Origin of the sequence: Microbacterium sp. NPDC056569 (genome assembly GCF_042793475.1) — a bacterium.
GTDB lineage: Bacteria > Actinomycetota > Actinomycetes > Actinomycetales > Microbacteriaceae > Microbacterium.
This window is the reverse complement of the sequence record NZ_JBHTUV010000004.1, coordinates 208,185-226,028: the sequence shown is the minus strand read 5'-3', so window position 1 is coordinate 226,028 and position 17,844 is coordinate 208,185. Positions and strand designations below refer to the sequence as shown.

13 protein-coding genes and 1 pseudogene are annotated in these 17,844 nt (G+C 69.3%); 4 read left to right on the top strand and 10 right to left on the bottom strand.

The window, feature by feature from the left end; genetic code table 11:
• Window positions 1-2: 2 nt before the first annotated feature.
• The gene (locus ACFQ7C_RS07060) at window positions 3-1,373 is read right to left on the bottom strand and encodes a multidrug effflux MFS transporter (protein WP_378898794.1); all 1,371 of its coding nucleotides are present in this window, start codon (window positions 1,371-1,373) and stop codon (window positions 3-5) included.
• Between the two features lie 390 nt (window positions 1,374-1,763).
• On the opposite strand from ACFQ7C_RS07060, the gene ACFQ7C_RS07055 reads away from it, so the two are divergent.
• From ACFQ7C_RS07055 to ACFQ7C_RS07045, 3 genes are read left to right on the top strand one after another with little or no spacing between them, the layout of a single operon-like run.
• Window positions 1,764-2,474 carry a DUF3105 domain-containing protein gene (locus tag ACFQ7C_RS07055; protein WP_378898793.1) on the top strand — a complete coding sequence of 237 codons (711 nt, stop codon included), beginning with the start codon at window positions 1,764-1,766 and terminating at the stop codon, window positions 2,472-2,474.
• Between the two features lie 8 nt (window positions 2,475-2,482).
• Window positions 2,483-3,157 carry a DUF305 domain-containing protein gene (locus ACFQ7C_RS07050; RefSeq protein WP_378898792.1) on the top strand — a complete coding sequence of 225 codons (675 nt, stop codon included), beginning with the start codon at window positions 2,483-2,485 and terminating at the stop codon, window positions 3,155-3,157.
• A 28-nt stretch (window positions 3,158-3,185) separates the two neighbouring features.
• Entirely contained in the window at window positions 3,186-3,647 is a 462-nt protein-coding gene (locus ACFQ7C_RS07045) for a hypothetical protein (protein WP_378898791.1), read from the top strand.
• Here ACFQ7C_RS07045 and ACFQ7C_RS07040 read toward each other — a convergent pair.
• The 4 genes and pseudogenes from ACFQ7C_RS07040 to ACFQ7C_RS07025 all read right to left on the bottom strand — a co-directional run bounded on the left by ACFQ7C_RS07040 (window position 3,617) and on the right by ACFQ7C_RS07025 (window position 9,868).
• A pseudogene (locus ACFQ7C_RS07040) lies at window positions 3,617-6,036 on the bottom strand (HAD-IC family P-type ATPase). The gene ACFQ7C_RS07045 and the pseudogene ACFQ7C_RS07040 overlap by 31 nt on opposite strands.
• Window positions 6,037-6,115: 79 nt before the next feature.
• A complete protein-coding gene (locus ACFQ7C_RS07035; RefSeq protein ID WP_378898790.1) occupies window positions 6,116-7,093 on the bottom strand; it encodes a carbohydrate ABC transporter permease in 978 nt (325 codons plus the stop codon).
• Window positions 7,093-8,436, bottom strand: a complete 1,344-nt coding sequence (locus ACFQ7C_RS07030) for a carbohydrate ABC transporter permease (RefSeq protein WP_378898789.1) — start codon at window positions 8,434-8,436, stop codon at window positions 7,093-7,095. The genes ACFQ7C_RS07035 and ACFQ7C_RS07030 overlap by 1 nt, the downstream gene beginning before the upstream one ends.
• A 91-nt stretch (window positions 8,437-8,527) precedes the next feature.
• A complete protein-coding gene (locus ACFQ7C_RS07025) occupies window positions 8,528-9,868 on the bottom strand; it encodes an ABC transporter substrate-binding protein (protein ID WP_378898788.1) in 1,341 nt (446 codons plus the stop codon).
• A gap of 243 nt (window positions 9,869-10,111) precedes the next feature.
• On the opposite strand from ACFQ7C_RS07025, the gene ACFQ7C_RS07020 reads away from it, so the two are divergent.
• Entirely contained in the window at window positions 10,112-11,161 is a 1,050-nt protein-coding gene (locus ACFQ7C_RS07020) for a LacI family DNA-binding transcriptional regulator (protein WP_378898787.1), read from the top strand.
• A gap of 77 nt (window positions 11,162-11,238) precedes the next feature.
• On the opposite strand, the gene ACFQ7C_RS07015 is transcribed toward ACFQ7C_RS07020, so the two are convergent.
• The 5 genes from ACFQ7C_RS07015 to ACFQ7C_RS06995 all read right to left on the bottom strand — a co-directional run bounded on the left by ACFQ7C_RS07015 (window position 11,239) and on the right by ACFQ7C_RS06995 (window position 17,672).
• A complete protein-coding gene (locus ACFQ7C_RS07015; protein WP_378898786.1) occupies window positions 11,239-12,345 on the bottom strand; it encodes a Gfo/Idh/MocA family protein in 1,107 nt (368 codons plus the stop codon).
• Window positions 12,342-14,198, bottom strand: a complete 1,857-nt coding sequence (locus ACFQ7C_RS07010) for a DUF6807 family protein (RefSeq protein ID WP_378898785.1) — start codon at window positions 14,196-14,198, stop codon at window positions 12,342-12,344. The genes ACFQ7C_RS07015 and ACFQ7C_RS07010 overlap by 4 nt, the downstream gene beginning before the upstream one ends.
• Window positions 14,199-14,400: 202 nt before the next feature.
• Complete coding sequence (locus tag ACFQ7C_RS07005; protein WP_378898784.1) at window positions 14,401-15,741, bottom strand: ABC transporter substrate-binding protein; 1,341 nt, start codon at window positions 15,739-15,741, stop codon at window positions 14,401-14,403.
• A gap of 94 nt (window positions 15,742-15,835) precedes the next feature.
• Entirely contained in the window at window positions 15,836-16,759 is a 924-nt protein-coding gene (locus tag ACFQ7C_RS07000) for a carbohydrate ABC transporter permease (protein ID WP_378898783.1), read from the bottom strand.
• Window positions 16,746-17,672: a carbohydrate ABC transporter permease gene (locus ACFQ7C_RS06995; RefSeq protein WP_378898782.1), complete on the bottom strand. Its 927-nt coding sequence runs from the start codon at window positions 17,670-17,672 to the stop codon at window positions 16,746-16,748. The genes ACFQ7C_RS07000 and ACFQ7C_RS06995 overlap by 14 nt, the downstream gene beginning before the upstream one ends.
• Window positions 17,673-17,844 lie beyond the last annotated feature (172 nt).

Sequence of the window (17,844 nt, the reverse complement as noted above, 5' to 3'; positions counted from 1 at the left end):
GGTCAGGGCGCGAGGCGCTCCACCGTGCGCGGGCGCACGACGAACCAGAGCGACAGCACGCCGATGACGGCGCACCCGACCATGACCGCGGCCATCGTGGTCGCCGTGATGCCGGCGTCCTTCGCGATCCAGCCCACCAGCGGCGAGATGAGGCCCGCGACGCCGAAGTTGGTCGCCCCGATGATCGACTGCGCCGTGCCCGCGGCCTTGCCGTGGCGGTCGAGCGCGAGCACCTGCACGCACGGGAACGTGAAACCGCACGCGGTCATGAAGACGAAAAGCGGCACGATCGTACCCCAGAGACCCAGGCCGAGCTGGTCCGTGACGATGATGGCGGATGCTGCGACCACGAGCACCGCGGTCGACCAGGCCATGACCCACTGGGGGCCGAACCGGGCTGCGAGTCGCGACGCCGTCTGCACACCGACGACCACGCCGAGCGAGTTGACCGCGAACATCAGCCCGTACTCCTGCGGGGTGAGGCCGTAGCTGAGCTGGAAGAGGAACGACGAGCTCGACAGGTACGAGAACAGCCCCGAGAACGTCATGCCGCCGATGATGAGCACGCCGATGAAGACGCGGTCGCTGAAGACGCTGCGGTAGCGCTGCCACACGGTGGTGGCGCCCCTCTCGTGGCGGCGCGCCGGCGGCAGCGTCTCGGGCAGGAGAACGATCGACGCCACGAGCATGACGGCGCCGTACACGGCGAGCACGACGAAGATGCCGCGCCAGGGCATGACGGCCAGGAGGGCCGAGCCGACGAGCGGCGCGAGCACGGGCGCCACGCCCGAGACGAGTGCGAGCCGCGACAGCATGACCACGAGGCGGCGGCCGCCGAAAAGGTCGCGGACGATCGCCGCCGCCACGACACCACCGGCCGCGGCGCCCGCACCCTGCAGGACGCGTGCCACCGACAGCAGCTCGAGCGTGGGCGCGAGCGCCGCGCCGACGCTGGCCACGACGTGGAGGGCCGTCACCGAGAGCAGGGGGATGCGACGGCCGACCTTGTCGCTGAGCGGTCCGACGATGAGCTGCCCCAGCGCGAAGCCGATCATGGTGCCGGTCAGGGTCAGCTGGATCATCGCGGCCGTGGTGTCGAAGTCGGCCTCGAGCACGGGGAACGCCGGCAGGTAGAGGTCGATCGTGAACGGGCCGAGCGCAGTGAGCGCGCCGAGCAGCACGATGTAGAGGACGCGGCGGCGGTGCGTGATCGAGTCGCCGGGGTGGAGCACGATCGGCGCGGTGGCCGGATTGCTCCCGAGCGTGCGGATGGCGCCGGTCGAGGGGGGATGCGGCTTGGGCGCGGCGGGGATCTCTGCGTCGGGGATCCGGGCTTCGGGCTTCTGGACGGGGATGGAGGCGGTGTCGAGCAACAGTGGACTTCGTTTCGTGGCAGGGGTCGACGGGGCGGCGGGGCGATGCGGCACGGCGTCGACACCGGCAGAGCCGGACTGGGCGCGCGCAGAGAGGAACGGACCGAGGTGGCGCGGGTCGTCCGGCGCTGCCGATCGGCACCGGGGCCCGCTCGATCGACGTCGAAGTCGAATCGATTCGAGTACCCATGATAACGGATGCCTCCACCCCGCCCGCAAGCGGATTCCGCGGCATCCGTCCTCGTCGATCCCGGCCGGCGCTGTCGGCGCCTTCCCAGGGGACGGACTCATGCGCTCGCATAAGATGAGGGCAACCCGCCATCCGCCTTCCCGCGGTCCGCGCTGCGGGCGCCCCGACCCCTGTTCCATCGATTGGCAGAGATCACGAGCATGACCCCGACCTCCGACGAGAAGCGCAAGAGCGGCAACCCCGCCACCCAGGCGAAGATCGACCTCACCGTCAAGCAGCAGCGCGAGCAGAAGCGCCAGGAGAAGCTGGCGGAGTACCAGAAGCAGCTCGCCAAGCGGAAGCGCAGCAAGCTCGTGTGGTGGATCGTCGGCTCGACCGCCGCGGTGCTGGTGGTCGGGGCGATCGTCGCCTCGATCGTCTTCGCGCCGGCCCCCGCCCCGTCGTACGCCCGCGGCGACGGCGACGGCAGCGGCATCGAAGGGGTCGAGACCTTCACCAACACCGCCAACCACGTCGACACCGAGGTCGACTACCCGCAGACTCCGCCGGCCGGCGGCGACCACAACGCGATCTGGCTGAACTGCGGGGTGTACACCGAGCCGGTGCCCAACGAGAACGCGGTGCACTCCCTCGAGCACGGCGCCGTGTGGATCACGTACGACCCCGCCCAGGTGACCGACGAGGACATCGCGGCGCTCGAGGACCTACTCCCTTCCACGTACACGCTGCTCACGCCGTATCCCGACATGGACACCCCGATCGCCGTCAGCGCATGGAACGCCCAGTTGAAGGTCGACTCCGCCGACGACCCGCGGATCGAGGAGTTCATCCAGGCGTACTGGAACAGCACCAGCGCTCCCGAGCCGGGCGCTGCCTGCACCGGCGCGTACGAAGCGCCCGGCAAGAAGTAGGTCCCGGCATGACCGACGAGCCATCGGCGGGAACCTCCCGGCGATGGTTCGTCGTCGCCGTCGCACTCATCCTCATCGCCGGCCTCGCGTTCGCGGTGGGACGTTTCTCGACGTTCGGCGCGCAGAGCGCCGCAACCGCTCCCGGGGCGAGCTCGCCCGAGGCCGGGTTCTCGCGCGACATGCAGGTGCATCACGCGCAGGCCATCGAGATGGCGATGGAGATCTACCGCAAGACCGACGACGACGAGGTGCGGGTCCTCGCCTACGACATCGCCACCGGCCAGGCCGGCCAGCGCGGTCAGATGTACGACTGGCTCGTGCAGTGGGGCCTCCCCCAGTCCGGCGGGCCCATGATGCAGTGGATGGAGGCCTCCGAGGCCGGCCACGCGCACGGCGGCACCTCGTCCGAGCCGATGACCGACGAGGAGGCCCACGCGGCGATGGGCATGGCCTCGGCCGCTGAGATCGCGGCCCTCCGGGCGGCGACCGGTCAGGAAGCGGACTGCCGGTTCCTCACGCTCATGATCCGGCACCACGAGGGCGCGATCCCGATGGCCGAGGCGCTCCTCGAGCTCGGCACCGACCCGCGCGCCCTCGAGGTCGCGACCGCGATCAAGAACGGCCAGGCCGCCGAGATCGACGCGATGACGTCGATCCGGACGCGCCTCGGCTGCACCGACTGACAGGCGCCGCGGTCGTTACAGTGGTCGCGTGACCGCCGACACGTCTGCCGAGGCCGGACCGCCCGCGCGGCGACGCCCCGTCGTGGTGACGATCTCGGTCGTCCTGGTCTACGTCAGCGCCTTCGCCGCCGTGCTGCTCGGGATCCTCGTCCTCCTCAGCCGCTACGAGGCTCCGCGTTCGGACGTCCTCCCGGTCTCGCTGCTCGGCGCCGGGATCATCCTGTTCGGGCTCCTGCTGGTGGCCGTGGCGTCCGGCATCGCTCGGGGCAGCCGGCTGTCACGCCTGCTCGCCACGGGGTACCTGGCGATCCTGATCGTGCTGAACGCGGTGACGATCGCGACGACGGACGGCTGGGACTGGAGCACTGCCGTGCAGCTCGCGATCGAGGTGCTCATCCTCGTCGCACTCTGGTTCCCTCCGGGTTCCCGGCACTTCCGGCGCACGGACGCCGACGCTGATCAGGCGGCGGCGAGCGACCGCGCGACGTAGCGACGGTGGAAGAACCGCACGATCTCGATCGCGCCGATCGTCGACGCTGTCACGACGGTCACGAGCCACGCCGCCTCCTCGCCGGGGTCCACGAGCTGGAAGAACTCGCTGAGCAACGGCACCGTGAAGACCGCGACGAGTGCGATGAACATCCCGCCGATCACGAGCGCCTTGAACCGCGTGATCGGCCGCGACAGGACGGTCAGCACCCAGATCCCCACGATCGCGAGGATGATCGTCGACCCGGTCCGCAGCTCCGGCTCGCTCACGCCGAGCTCCATCGCACCCAGCGTGTACAGGGTCAGCGCGACCGCGATGATCACGCCGGCCGGGATGGCGAACGCCAGCGAGCGGCGCAGGAACCCGGGGACGTACCGCTGCGTGTTCGGCAGCAGCGCGAGGAAGAAGGCCGGGATGCCGATCGTGAGGCCGTCGGTGATCGACAGCTGCCGCGGCAGGAAGGGGAATTCGAGGACGAGCACGCCGAACAGCACGGCGAGCACCGTCGCATAGACGGTCTTGTTGAGGAACAGCATCGAGACGCGCTCGATGTTCGCGATGACCTGACGCCCCTCGGCGACGACGTCGGGCAGGTGCGAGAACCGCCCGTCGAGCAGGACGATGCGGGCGACCGCCTTGGTGGCCGCGGCACCGGAGTTCATCGCGATCCCGAGATCCGCGGTCTTGATGGCGAGGGCGTCGTTGACCCCGTCGCCGGTCATGGCGACCGTGTGTCCCCGCGCCTGGAGCGCGACCACCATCCGCTTCTTCTGCTCGGGCGTCACCCGCCCGAACACGACGTTCCGTTCGAGCACGTCCGCCAGCTCGGCGTCGTCCTCCGGGAGGCCCCGAGCGTCGAACCCGTCCGCGACGTCGAGGCCGACCTCGCGGGCGATCGCGGCGACCGTGCGGGGATTGTCGCCCGAGATGACACGGATGCCGACACCCTGGCGCGAGAAGTACTCCAGCGTCTGCGCGGCGTCGGGGCGCACCTGCTCCCGGAAGGTCACGACGGCGGCCGGCGTGAGCGCCGCCGGCAGCCGCTCCCCCTCGACGTCCTGGTCGTGCAGCACCGACGGGGCGTACGCGAGGACCAGCGTGCGGCGACCGGATGATGCGAGCGCGACGATGGCGCGGCCGAGGTCGGTGGCGGCATCCGTCGCCGTGTCTCCGAACACCATCTCGGGGGCGCCGAGCACCCAGGTCCCGACGGGGCCGGTGGGGAACGAGACCGCGCTCCACTTCCGGGCAGAGGAGAACGGGATGTACGCGGACGCATCCAGCGAGACTGCGCCGGGAAACGGCCCACGCAGGCAGCGGGCCGTCGCGTTCGCATCCGGCGCCGCGCCGAACCAGGCGAGTGCCTCGTCGACGCCCGCAGCGGCGTCGGGCATGCGGTCGATCGCGTCGAAGGCGATGTCGCCGGCGGTCAGCGTCCCCGTCTTGTCGAGACAGATCATGTCCACCCGCGCGAGCCCCTCCACCGCCGGCAGCTCGTTGACGAGCACCTGACGGGCGGCGAGCTTCGCCGCGCCGACCGCGAACGTGATCGAGGTGATCAGCACCAGGCCGAGCGGGATCATCGCCGTCAGCGCCGCGATCGTGTTCACGACCGCCTGCACCCAGCCGCCGTTCCCCCACGCCTGCGCCCAACCGCCCGCGACCATCATCTGCGCGTTCAGCACGAGGAGCCCCACCGGCCCGATGATCCAGCTCATCCACTTCAGGACGCGGTTCACCGACGCCCGCACCTCGGAGGCGACGAGCGAGAAGCGCTTGGCCTCCCCGGCGAACCGGTTCGCATAGGAGTCGGCCCCCACCGTGAGACCCGCGCGGATCCCTCCCCCGAGACGACGATCGACCCCGAGAGGACGTCGTCGCCGGGCTTCTTGTCGACCGCGTCGGACTCGCCCGTGAGCATCGACTCGTCGATCTGCAGCGCCCGTGTCCGGACGACGACCGCGTCGGCCGGCACCTGATCCCCGGCGCGGAGCACCAGGATGTCGTCCAGCACCACGTCGGGCGGGGCGATGTCGGCCTCGATGCCGTCGCGGCGCACCCGCGCGAGAGGCGCGTTCAGCAGCGCGAGCCGGTCCAGCGCGGCCTTCGCCCGGAACTCCTGCACGCAGCCGATGATCGAGTTCGCGAACGCCGCGAGACCGAACAGGGCGTCCTGCCACCGCCCGAGCACGAACAGCACGAAGAAGCACGCGAAGACGATGCCGTTGAAGAGGGTGAACACGTTCGCACGGACGATCGTCCAGACGCTCCGGCTCGTGTCGGCGGCGTAGGCGTTGGTACGCCCGTCGGCCGTCCGGCGGGCGACCTCCGCGGTGCTCAGCCCCGCGTCGACGTCGGGCAGGGGCGGAGCGTCGGCGGAGGCATCCATGCGATCAGGTTAGCGACACGGTCCCGGACGAACGGATGCTGCGGCCCGCCGCCGGGCCGCAGCATCCGTGTTCCGGCTGTCAGCCCTTCGTCGCACCGGCCATGAGGCCGCGCACGAAGAACCGCTGCAGTGCGAGGAACACGATGATCGGCACGAACAGGACGAGGAACGCACCCGCCGACACGAGGAACCACTGGTTGCCCCACGTGCCGGACAACGAGTTGAGTGTCTGCGTCATCGGCAATGATGTGGTCGGAGCGAAGATCGTCGCGACGAGCAGATCGTTCCACACCCAAATGAACTCGAGGATGGCGAACGACGCGAGTGCCGGCGTCGCGAGCGGCAGGATGATCCGGAAGAAGATCTGTCCGTGTCCTGCGCCGTCCACGCGCGCCGCCTCGATGACATCCGACGGGATCTCGGCGATGAAGTTGTGCAGCAGGAAGATCGCCAGCGGCATCGCGAAGATGACGTGGGCGATCCACACGGTCGCGAAGCTGTGGTCGACCTCCCGCATCTCGAGGCCGGGGAAGATCTGCACGTCGCCGATCTCGAGACCCCTCGAGAACAGGCTCAGCAGCGGGACCAGCGCCATCTGGATCGGGACGATCTGGAGCGCGAACACCGCGACGAACAGGAATCCGCGGCCCTTGAAGTCCATCCACGCGAACGCGTACGCGGCGAGCGACGCCACCGCGAGTGCGAAGATCGTGACCGGGATCGTGATCGCGAGCGAGTTGAGGAACGACTCGCCGAGCGTGAGGGCGGTCCCGCCCGATGTGAGCGCCGCCTGATAGTTGCCGAGCGTGAAGTCGGGGTTGGTGAAGACCGTCCACCAGCCCGTCGTCGCCGAGTCCGCGCCGGGGCGGAACGACGTGATGAGCAGGCCGAGCGTCGGGATCGTCCACAGGAACGCGATCGCGACCGCGATCACGGTGGCCAGGGGCGACGTCAGCCGCTTGTGCGCCAGCGCCTCGTTGCGACGCGTCTCGCGCGCGACCCTTCGCGCCTCGGCCTTGTCGATGCGGGGCGGCGTCTTCGAGTCGACGGCGGTCATCACCGCACCTCCCTCTGCTTGCGCAGCTGCAACACGTTGTAGATGATCAGCGGCGTCACGAACACGAAGATCAGCACGGCGAGCGCTGCGGAGTGGCCGTAGCTCTGGAAGCGCTGCTGCTGGTTCACCATCTCGAAGCCCAGCACCGTCGAATTCGCGCGACCGCCCGTCATCACCGCCACGATGTCGTACAGCTTCAGTGCCGCGATCGTGACGGTCGTCAGGACGACGATGATCGAGGTGCGGATGCCCGGCACCGTCACATTGATGAACCGCTGCCATGCCGAGGTGCCGTCGAGCTGGGCCGCTTCGAGCTGCTCCACCGGCACCGCCTTCATCGCGGCCGAGAGCACCACCATGGCGAATCCGGTCTGCGCCCAGACGAACGCGAACAGCAGGCAGAACGTGTTGACCAGTGGCCAGATGTCGAGCCACGGCACCGGCTGGCCGCCGAACGCCACGATGATCGCGTTGAGTGTGCCGATCTGCTCGCCCTGGCGGTAGTCGTAGACGAACTTCCAGATGAGGCTGATGCTCACCGGCGCGATCGCGAACGGCATGAACACCAGCAGCTTGAGCAGCCGTTCACCACGCGCCCTCTCCATGAAGGCGGCGTAAGCCAGCCCGACGACAGTCGCGAAGATCGGCGCGAAGATCGCCCAGATGAGCGTGTTGATGATCGACCAGAATCCCTGCGGGTTCGTGAAGGCCCAGACGTAATTCTCCATACCGACGAAGTTCTCGCCGGTCTTGTCGTAGAACGACTGGATGATGGTCGCGATGCTCGGATAGACGAGACCGACGAGGATCGCGATCGCGGCAGGCGCCATGAACAGCGTCAGCTGGTACAGGTAGCCGGCGCCCTGGCTCGCTCGTAAGTCGGCCCAGAAGAGCAGACCGCCGGCGACGAGGGCGATCGCGATCACGTAGACGACCGCACCCTGGTACGGGCGCAGCAGCATGAACGCGAGGAACGGGATGGCGAAGCAGGAGATGAGCCGCAGCCAGAAGTAGCCCTTCCCGGCACGCGGAGCGAACTCGATCAGCACCAGGAGGATGCCGACGACGGCGGCGAAGACCACCACGATGATCGGGATCTGGACGATGGGCCCCAGATTTCCCAGCCATTGGAAGAACGAGTTGTACGAGAATCCGAGCGATACGGGTCTCGCGTCGGGGTTGGGAGGGCTCAGCAGGAGGAACACCACGAGCGCCGCGATCAGGATGAGCCCGATCGTGACGACCAGCCGGGTCGTCCGCCGTGACGGAGGCTTTCTTCCTCCGCGTTCCGGCGGTGGCGTCCCCTGCGCCTCATCGGCCGCCGATGTTGTGGTCTGAGACATGTCCTGCCTTCCCCCGTCGACGTCGACGGATGAATCACCCCGGTGCCGGGGCCCGCTCGGCGAGCGCTCCCCGGCACCGGGATGCGGTGCGTCAGTCCTCGTAGCCGGCCTGGATGTCGCTCAGGACCTGCGGCGTGGGCTTACCGTCGATCCAGTCGACCATCCCGCGCCAGAACGATCCCGAGCCGACGGTCGCCGGCATCAGGTCGGAGGCGTCGAAACGGAACACGGTGTTCGGGTCCTGCACGATCTCCATCGCCTCGGTGAGGAACGCGCTCGAGGCCAGGGACGGATCGGCGCCGGTGTTGGCCGAGATCGCGCCGCCCAACGACACGCGCGCGTCGGCGAACTCGGGCGTCGACATGTACTCGAGCACCGCCTGCGTGGCAGCGTCATCCGAGAACGGGGTGACGAACTCGCCGCCGCCCTCGACCGCGAGCTCTCCCGCCTCCGGTCCGGGGAGGATGAACGCGTAGATGTCGCCGTCCGGCTCAATCGTCGGCGTCTGTCCGTCGGCGGTCTGCGCCGTCAGGAAGTTCGCCGTCAGGAACGAGCCCTGGTGCGTGAGCGCGCAGGTGCCGTTCGCCACCGCTGCGGCGATCGGGTCGCCGAACGCCGTCGGGTTGATGCTCTTGACGTCGCCGAACCCGGCGTTGACGTAGTCGGGGTTCAGCAGGATCTCGCCGACCGAATCGAACGCCGCCTCGATGTCGGGGTCGGTGAACGGGGTGTCCCCGGCTGCCCAGCTGTCGTACACCTCGGCGCCCGCCTGACGCAGGACGAGGTCCTCGACCCAGTCGGTGCCCGGCCATCCCGATGCCGCCTCGGAGAAGAACCCTGCACACCACGGGGGCTCGCCGGTCTTCTCCCGGATCGTGTCGGTGAGCGTGATGAGCTCGTCCCAAGTCGTCGGCACCTCGACGCCCCACTCCGCGAAGCTCTGGGGCGAGTAGTACACGTAGCCCTTCAGGTTCGCCAGCATCGGCGCCGCGTAGAAGACGCCGTCGAGCGAGCCGTACTCCTTCCAGGCCGGGGCCCAGTACTCGTCGACATTCGCCTCGACCTCCGCGGTGCCCTCCTGGACCTCTCCGGTCTCGATGAGGGAGCGCAGCAGACCAGGCTGCGGCACGATCGCGATGTCGGGTGCGGATCCTCCCGCGACCTTCGTGACGATGTTGCCTTCGAAGCCCTTGTCGCCCGTGTAGTTGACCGTGATGCCGGTGTCTTCCTCGAACTGCTCGAACGCCTTCTGGAGGTTATCCGCCTCCGAGCCGGTGATGCCGCCGGCGATCTCGACGGTCTCGCCCTCGACCGAGCCGTCGTCGCTGCCCTCGTCGCCGCCTTCGGCGCATCCGGCGAGCGTCAACGCCGCTATGGTCGCCACTCCCAGTGCGATGTAGCCGTGTCGACGGCGGGATCGCAGTGCAGTCATGGTGTCTGCCTCCTCTTCGAGTTCGGAGCCACGCCTCTCGGGCTCCGCTGATGCGAGATCGGGAACCGATTCCATGCTCAAACTAGGGGATGCCGCCAGAGCGCACAATGACCGGGGGTCACAACTCGGTAAACACGTGCACCCGGGCTGGCGCGCGGAAAGCGTTCACGGCATGATGACCTCTGGAACCGGTTCCAGAATCCCGGGTGACGTCGGCGTCCCTGGGGGCGCGAGGAGGACCCGATGGCGGGCATCGCCGATGTTGCGCGGGCGGCAGGCGTCTCGAAGTCGACGGCCTCGCGTGCGCTCACCGGTTCGGGATACGTCTCCGCTTCCACCCGCCAGCGCGTGAGGGATGCCGCGGCCGCCCTCGGCTACGTTCCGACGACGAGCGCCGTGAGCCTGGTGACCGGACGCACGCAGACCGTCGGCGTCGTCATGCCGTCGCTCGACCGCTGGTTCTTCGCCCAGGTGCTCGAAGGGATCCAGGACGCGCTGCTGGAGCGCCGCTACGACCTCGCGCTCTACGGGGCGCCGCCCGAGTCGGCCGCGCGGCGCGAGATGTTCGAGCATTTCCTCGCCCGCAAGAGGTTCGACGGCCTGATCGCCGTCGGCATCGAGCCGAACGCGCGCGAGCTCGAGCGGCTCGTCGCGTTCGGCAAGCCCGTGGTGGCCGTCGGCGGCTACGACATCGGCACGAACGCCGTCACGATCGACGACGAGGCCGCGGCGCGCATCGCGACCGACCACCTCATCGGCCTCGGACACCGCGAGATCGTCTTCCTCGGCGGCGACCCCGACGGGCGTCGCACCAGCTTCGGCGACGGGCGGCGGCTCGACGGGTACCGCTCGGCGATGCGGGAGGCCGGGCTCGAGGCATCCGCCCGTCATATCCACTCTGAGGTCACGCTGCCCGGCGGCTACAGCGCCGCCGTCGAGCTGCTCGGCGATCGCCGCACGCGCCCTACGGCGATCATCGGCGTGTGCGACGAGGTCGCCGTCGGGGCGATCATCGCTGCACGACGGCTCGGGATCCGCGTGCCGGAGCGGCTCAGCGTCGTCGGCATCGACGACCACGCCTACGCCGAGATGTTCTCGCTCACCACCCTGCAGCAGCGTCCGCACCAGCAGGGGCGCGCCGCCGTGCAGCTGCTCATGTGGCAGCTCGACGACCCGGACGCCCCCACTCATCGCCTCTACGAGTCGTCGCCGCTCGTGGTGCGCAACTCGACCGCGCCCGTCGACGACGACGCGTCGGCGGTCATCGGCGTCGGTCCCCTCGGCACCGCCTGAGCGACCGCCCCGCGACCGTGCGGAAACCTCCCCTTTCGCGGTTCCTGGAATCGCGAAAGAGTGAGTTTCCGCAGGGGTCAGAGCACGCCGAGGTCTCGGAAGGTCCGCGCCTCCCACGCCACGCGCTCGACGGCGTCCTCGACGCCGGTCACGACGCGGAAGGTCTCGCCGGCGGATGCCTCGACCCGCACCAGCGCGGACGCGATGGGCGTCGGCGGCGGACCGGTGACGATCTCCTCGAGCACGCGCGTGAAGGCTCCGGTGCGCCCGAGCGGCGCGAGCAGCTCGTCGCCGCCGCGGATGTGCCGGACGAGGTCGGCCAGCAGCTCGGTGCGCTCGAAGGCGTAGGTGCGCGGCAGCGCCGCTCCGTCCCGATGGACGTGGAGCGTGTCGAGCGTGTAGACGTACACCAGGAAGCCCCGCGTGCCTCGCGCCAGCACGTACGGCTCGTGGCGATCCCGGGCCGTCGCCGCGAGTCCGGCCGCCACGCGCGCTCCCCCACGCAGGTCGACGACGAGCGACGAGGTGTCGTCCGTCTCGATGTCGTTCGCGCGGCGGAGGTCGGCGTCGATCGCGACGACGTCCTCCGGTGCGGCGGCGCCGGCGATCGCGAGAGCCGTGGCGATCGCGTGGGCGAGCGGATTGGTCACGACGCCGTCGGCGACCGGTAGCCCGTCGATGACGCGGTGTCCTGCCCACGGCGCCCGGCGCCAGTATTCCTCCGAACGCGCCCACTGGCCCACCGCCCCGTAGTGGAGCACCTCCCCGATGATCCCGGATGCCGCGGCGTCGGCCGTCGCCGCCACACCCGCGCTGCCCAGCGACTGGAAGCCGACCTGCACCGCCCGGGATGCAGCATCCGCCGCCGTCACGAGTGCGTGGTGATCGGCGACCGACGGCACCGGCGGCTTCTCGAGCAGCACGTGGGCGCCGCGGGAGAGCGCGAGCCGTGCCAGGCCCGCATGGGTGGGGATCGGGGTGCTCAGCACGACGATGTCGAGATCGGCGGCGTCGAGCATGTCGACAGCGTCGACGAAGACCCGCGTCGCGGAGGGAACGTCGCCGCCGCCCCGGGGGTCGGCGACGGCGACGAGTTCGAGGTCGGGAGAGGCGAGGACCGCCTCGACGTGGCGGCGCCCGTGGCCGTGCACGCCGGCGACGCCGACGCGGAGGCGTGCGGTCACAGTCCCGCCTCTGCGCGGAGCGCGGGAAGGGCGGCTTCGACGGCCGCCGCGTCTGCGAGCTCCTCGTCGAGCACGTACGCCGTCAGCTCGAGGTTCAGCTCTCCGCCCTCGGGGATCGTCCTCGGCTGGTCCCACGCGACCGAGGGTCCGGCGCCGAGGTACTCCGCGAACCGGACGAACCACGGCAGGCGCTCGTCGCCCTGCGTCAGCACCACGGTCGTGCCGCGCTCGGGGAACGTGAAGGCGAGCCACGGCGTCGCGGCCCCGTGGACATCGCGCTCGGTGTCGCCGGCGGGGCTGAAGACGCGCGCGATCTCCGGCGCGAACCGCCAGAAGATACCGCCGTACCCTGCGCCGTCGCGCCCGTTCGTCGCCGGGGAGCCGAACGTGATCGCGTCGAGCGTGGCCTTGAGGTGGCTGCGCCACCGGAGCGCCCAGCCGTTCGCGAGCTCGGCCGACCGGAGCTCGCGCACCTCGACCAGTTGCGTGGTGCCGTGCTCGTCGACCCAGCTGAGCCGCTCGTCGAGCGCGTGTCCGTCGATATGCAGCCGGTCGCGGCGCTGCCGCCCGTGGTTGGGCACCATCACCGATCCCTCGCCGCGCACGTAGGTGCGCCCGCCCCAGTAGGAGGTGCCGTTGACGTCGGCGATGGCGAGGCTCACCCCGAGGTGGTGCGGGTGGTCCGTCGGCTCGGTCACGGTGAGCGGTGTGCCCGTGCGCGAGATCACCGCGTCGAGGTACGGCCGCGGCGACAGCACCGAGTCGACGTTCACGCCCTCCTCGTACTGGGCGACGACCGTCGACCCGAGGCGCAGGACCGGGCGGGCGGGCCCCACCCAGCCGCTGGCGTGCGATGCCGGGCCGGAGCTGCGGCGCGCCACGAGGACAGGCCGGTAGAAGAGGGGGTGGTCGGCGCTCTCGCCGTCCAGCGCTTGACGCATGCGATTCCAAGCCTGCCGCCCGATCTCGATCCGCGGGACCGACATCGTGGTCAGCGGAGGGGCGGCGAATCGAGATTGCGGGATGTCGTCGATCCCGACGATGGAGAGTTGTTCGGGCACCTCCACGCCGACCTCGCGGAGGCGCGACATGAGTCCGAGCGCGACGAGGTCGTTGAAGGCGATGGCGGCGGTCGCGCCGGTCTCGAGCACGGCGTCGGCGGCGTCGTAGCCCGCCTCCATGCTCGACCCTGCCGCGATGGTGAGGAACTCGAGGTCGGGGTACTCGCGCGCGAGCTCCCCGAGCCCGAGCGCGCGCTGCTCGTTCGCGTAGCTGAGCGGCGGGCCTGCGACATACGCGATACGGCGGTGGCCGAAGCCGCGCAGATGCACGCCCAGTTCCTTGACCGCTGTGGCGTAGTCGACAGAGAGCTGAGCCGCGGGGCTGTCGTCGACGCGACGGTTCACCACGACCACCGGCGTCGTTCGCTGGATCAGCTCGCGCAGCTCGGCATCCGGCATCCGTGGCGAGACCAGCACCAGCGCGTCGCACTTGCTGCGCGCCTCGCTCGCGATGTCGGCCTCGACCCCCACGGCCTCGGCGCTGTCGGCGACGAGCACGCGATAGCCGTCGCGGGCGGCCGCCACGGTGAGTCCCTTCAGCACGCCCTGGAACATCGGGTTCTCGAGGTCGGGAACCAGCAGCGCGATGGTGTGGCTGCTCCCCCGCACGAGGCTGCGGGCGGCCTCGCTCGGCGAGTAGTTCAGTGCGGCGACCGCGCGGTTGACCTTCGCGACGATGGCGGGGTCGACGGTGGCGACGCCGTTGAGGACGCGCGACACGGATGCCTGCGACACACCGGCGTACCGGGCGACCTGCGCCATCGTGATGGGGCGCGACGTGACCTCGCTCAAGGAATCCCCCTCCTCTCTCAATTCTGGGCGCCGACGACGTAGGCAGGGCGCATTCGATCGGTCGACTTCACCGGCGCGCCCTGCGGCAGGGCCGCCGCGGCGCGCCCGCCCGGGACCGGACCCCTCATCACTTCGGTCCGGCCCCGTGCGGAGCTGGGGACGACGGGGTCGCGCTCTCGGAGGACGCGACCCCGTTCGTCGGCTAGATGGCGGCGTCGTCGAGGGCCTGCTGCAGCTCAGCGATGAAGCTCGCGGCGGCGTCCTCAGGCGTCTGCTCGCCGAACAGCACGCGCTGCGTGTGCTGGTCGATGATCGTCTCGATCGCCCCACCGCCCGGCGGGGTCGCCGGCGGCGCGTCGCCGACGCGCGGCGCGATCTTGTCGAGGAAGTCGACGACCTCCTGGTTGACCTCGTCGAGCTTCGGGGTGATGTACGCGCGGATCTTGTCGTTGGCCGGCACACCGCGCTCAGCGAGCAGCAGGTCGGCCGCCTCCTCGCTGTTGGCGAGGAAGTCGAGGAACAGCGCCACCTCGGCGGGGTGCTCGGTCTTGGCCGACGCCGACCAGAACATCGACGGCTTGTAGTACGCGGCCGCGTCCTCGCCCTCGTCGGGAGTCGGCACCATGAGCGGCACGAGGTTCTGGCCGCTCGCGTCCCGCAGCGCCGCGACCTGGTTCGACCACCACGGGCCGAACGCGGACTGGTTCGTGGCGGTGAACGACTCGGCGAGACCGGCCGACTCACGCTCGATCGTCGCGGAGGGCACCGGCGTGCCGCCGGCCTCGGTGACGTCGAGCAGGTTCTGCCACCACGCGGCGAGCGTCTTCTCGCTCGCGGTCACCTCGGGCGAGCCGTCGTCGGCGTACAGCGACTCTCCGTGCTGGCGCAGCCAGTTGTTGAGCCCGCCGTCCTCGAAGCCCCAGGACTGCGAGCCGACGACCGCGCCGCCGCTCGCGGCGGTGACCGCCTCGGCGACCTCGTTGAGGTCGTCCCACGACCACGTCTCGTCGTCGGGCACGTCGATGCCGAGGCTGTCGAGCAGGTCCACGTTGGCCATGTAGGTGTAGGTGTTGATGCCGACCGGGATGCCGTACTGCGTGCCGTCGAGTGCGCCCGTGCCGAGCACCGACTCCGGGAAGTCGCCGGTGGGCAGCTGGTCGCCCAGGGTTCCGAGGTCGAGCAGCACGCCGTTGGCGGCGTACGTCGAGAGCTGCTTCTCGTCCATCTGGATGATGTCGGGGGCGTCGCCGGCGGCGACCGTGGTGGCGAGCTTGTCCCAGTAGCCCGCCCAGTCGGTGTACTGCGGCTCGATGGTGATGTTCTCGTGCTCGGCCTCGAAGGCCGCGATCAGCTCTTCGGTGATCCCGTGGCGGACGTCGTTGCCCCACCACGTGAAGCTGAGCGTCACGGGCTCGTCGGACAGGGTCGGGCCGGTGGCGGCGGGCTCTTCCGCCGCGCCTCCGCACGCCGTCAGCGTCAGCATCGTCGCTGCGCCGACGGAGGTCAGCAGCAACCAGCGCGATGCGGTTGTGGTGCGTCGCATGTCTTGCATCCTTTCGACCGAAGTCGGTGTGTGGTGTTGGTGCGTGTGATGAGGGTGGGCCTGGCGGCCCGCGAAGAAGTGCGTGACGCGAGCGTCACTTGATCCCGGTCGTCGCGATCCCCTTGATGAGGAACTTCTGGCCGAACAGGAAGATCAGGAAGATCGGGATGAGCGAGACCACGCTCATCGCGAACATCTGCGCGTAGTTGGTGGAGCTCTGCGCGTCTTCGAACGACCGCAGCGCCAGTGGCACGGTGTACAGCTCGGGCTTGGTGAGGAAGATCAGCTGCGAGAAGAAGTCGTTCCACGTCCAGATGAAGGTGAAGATCGCGGTCGTCGCCAGGGCGGGGACCATGAGCGGCAGGATGATCTGGAGGAAGATCCGCGGGTGGCCCGCGCCGTCGATCCGCGCCGCCTCATCGAGCTCCTTCGGGATGCCCCGGATGAATTGCACCATCAGGAAGATGAAGAACGCGTCGGTGGCGAGGAGCCTCGGCACGATGAGCGGCAGGAACGTGTTGACCCATCCCAGCTGGGAGAACAGCACGTACTGCGGGACGATGATCACGTGGATCGGGAGCATGATGCTCAGGAGCATCACCGCGAACCAGAAGCGCTTGCCGGTGAACGAGAGCCGTGCGAACGCGTACGCGGCCATCGAGCACGACACCAGGTTGCCGATGATGCAGCCGATCACGATCAGCGCAGAGTTCCACATGTACACGTTGAACGGGTACGCGAGGGCGTTCCACCCGTCCGTGTAGTTCGAGATCTCGAAGCTGTCGGGGATGATGCTCGGGTCGCGGAAGATCTCGTCGTTGGGCCGCAGCGAGCTGACGACCATCCAGATCACCGGGTAGAGCATCCCGAGCGCGAGCGCGATCAGCAGGGTGTGGCGCACGATGCTCGTCAGCGGCTTGCGGAACGGGCTGCGCCGGCGTGCGAGAGCAGGGCGGCCGGTGACGATCGTCTCGGTCGCGGGCGGGGCCGTCATGGCGGCGTCGTCAATCTTGGTCATCGTAGAAAACCCAGAATCTCGAGGTCCAGAACATCAGGACGGTCAGAATGCCGATGATGACCAGCAGCAGCCACGCCATGGCCGATGCGTAGCCCATGTTGTAGTTCGTGAAGCCCTGCTGGTACAGGTACAGCGTGTAGAAGAGGGTGGAGTCGACCGGTCCGCCGGTGCCGCCCGAGACGATGTACGCCTGCGTGAACGACTGGAACGTGCCGATCAGCTGCAGCACCGCGTTGAAGAAGATGATCGGGGTGAGGAGCGGGATCGTGATGCGGAAGAGCTGCTGGCGCCGGCTCGCGCCGTCGACGTCGGCCGCCTCGTAGTACATCGTCGGGATCTGGCGGAGACCCGCGAGGAAGATCACCATCGGCGATCCGAATGTCCAGACGTTCAGGATCATCAGCGTTCCGAGGGCTGTGTCGGGGTTGGAGATCCACCCCTGCCCCTGGATGCCGAAGGCCCCGAGCACCTGGTTCACGAGGCCGTCGACGCCGAAGATCTGCCGCCAGAGGATCGCGATGGCGACGCTCGCGCCCAGGAGCGAGGGCAGGTAGAAGGCCGAGCGGTAGAACGCGAGGCCGCGCAAGCCCCGGTCGAGCACGATCGCGAGGAACAGCGCCACGGCGAGCTGCAGCGGCAGCGAGACGAACACATACGTGAAGGTGACCTGGAGGGCCGTGTGGAGCCGCTCGTCCTCCCACATGCGGGCGTAGTTCTGAAAGCCGATCCACTTCGGCGGGCTCAGCAGGTTGTAGCGCGTGAACGAGAGGCCGAACGACGCGACCATCGGCCCGATCGTTATGAGCACCAGCCCGATGAACCAGGGGGCGAGGAACAGGTACGCGGCCTTGTTCTGCTTCTTGCCGTCGGACTTCGCGCTCTTGAGCTTGCCGAGCTCGCTGATCGCACTCATGCGCGCGCTCCGCGTGCGCGGCGCGGGGGCCTCGTTCTGGGGCGGTGCGTCGTCGTCACCGTAGCCTCCGGTCTCGTCTTCGAGGGTGAGAATGCGCTTTCTGGAATGCGCATTCTCATTCTTGCCAGAACCGCTGCCGGAACGCAAGTCCTCCGACAAAATCAAGGCTCCG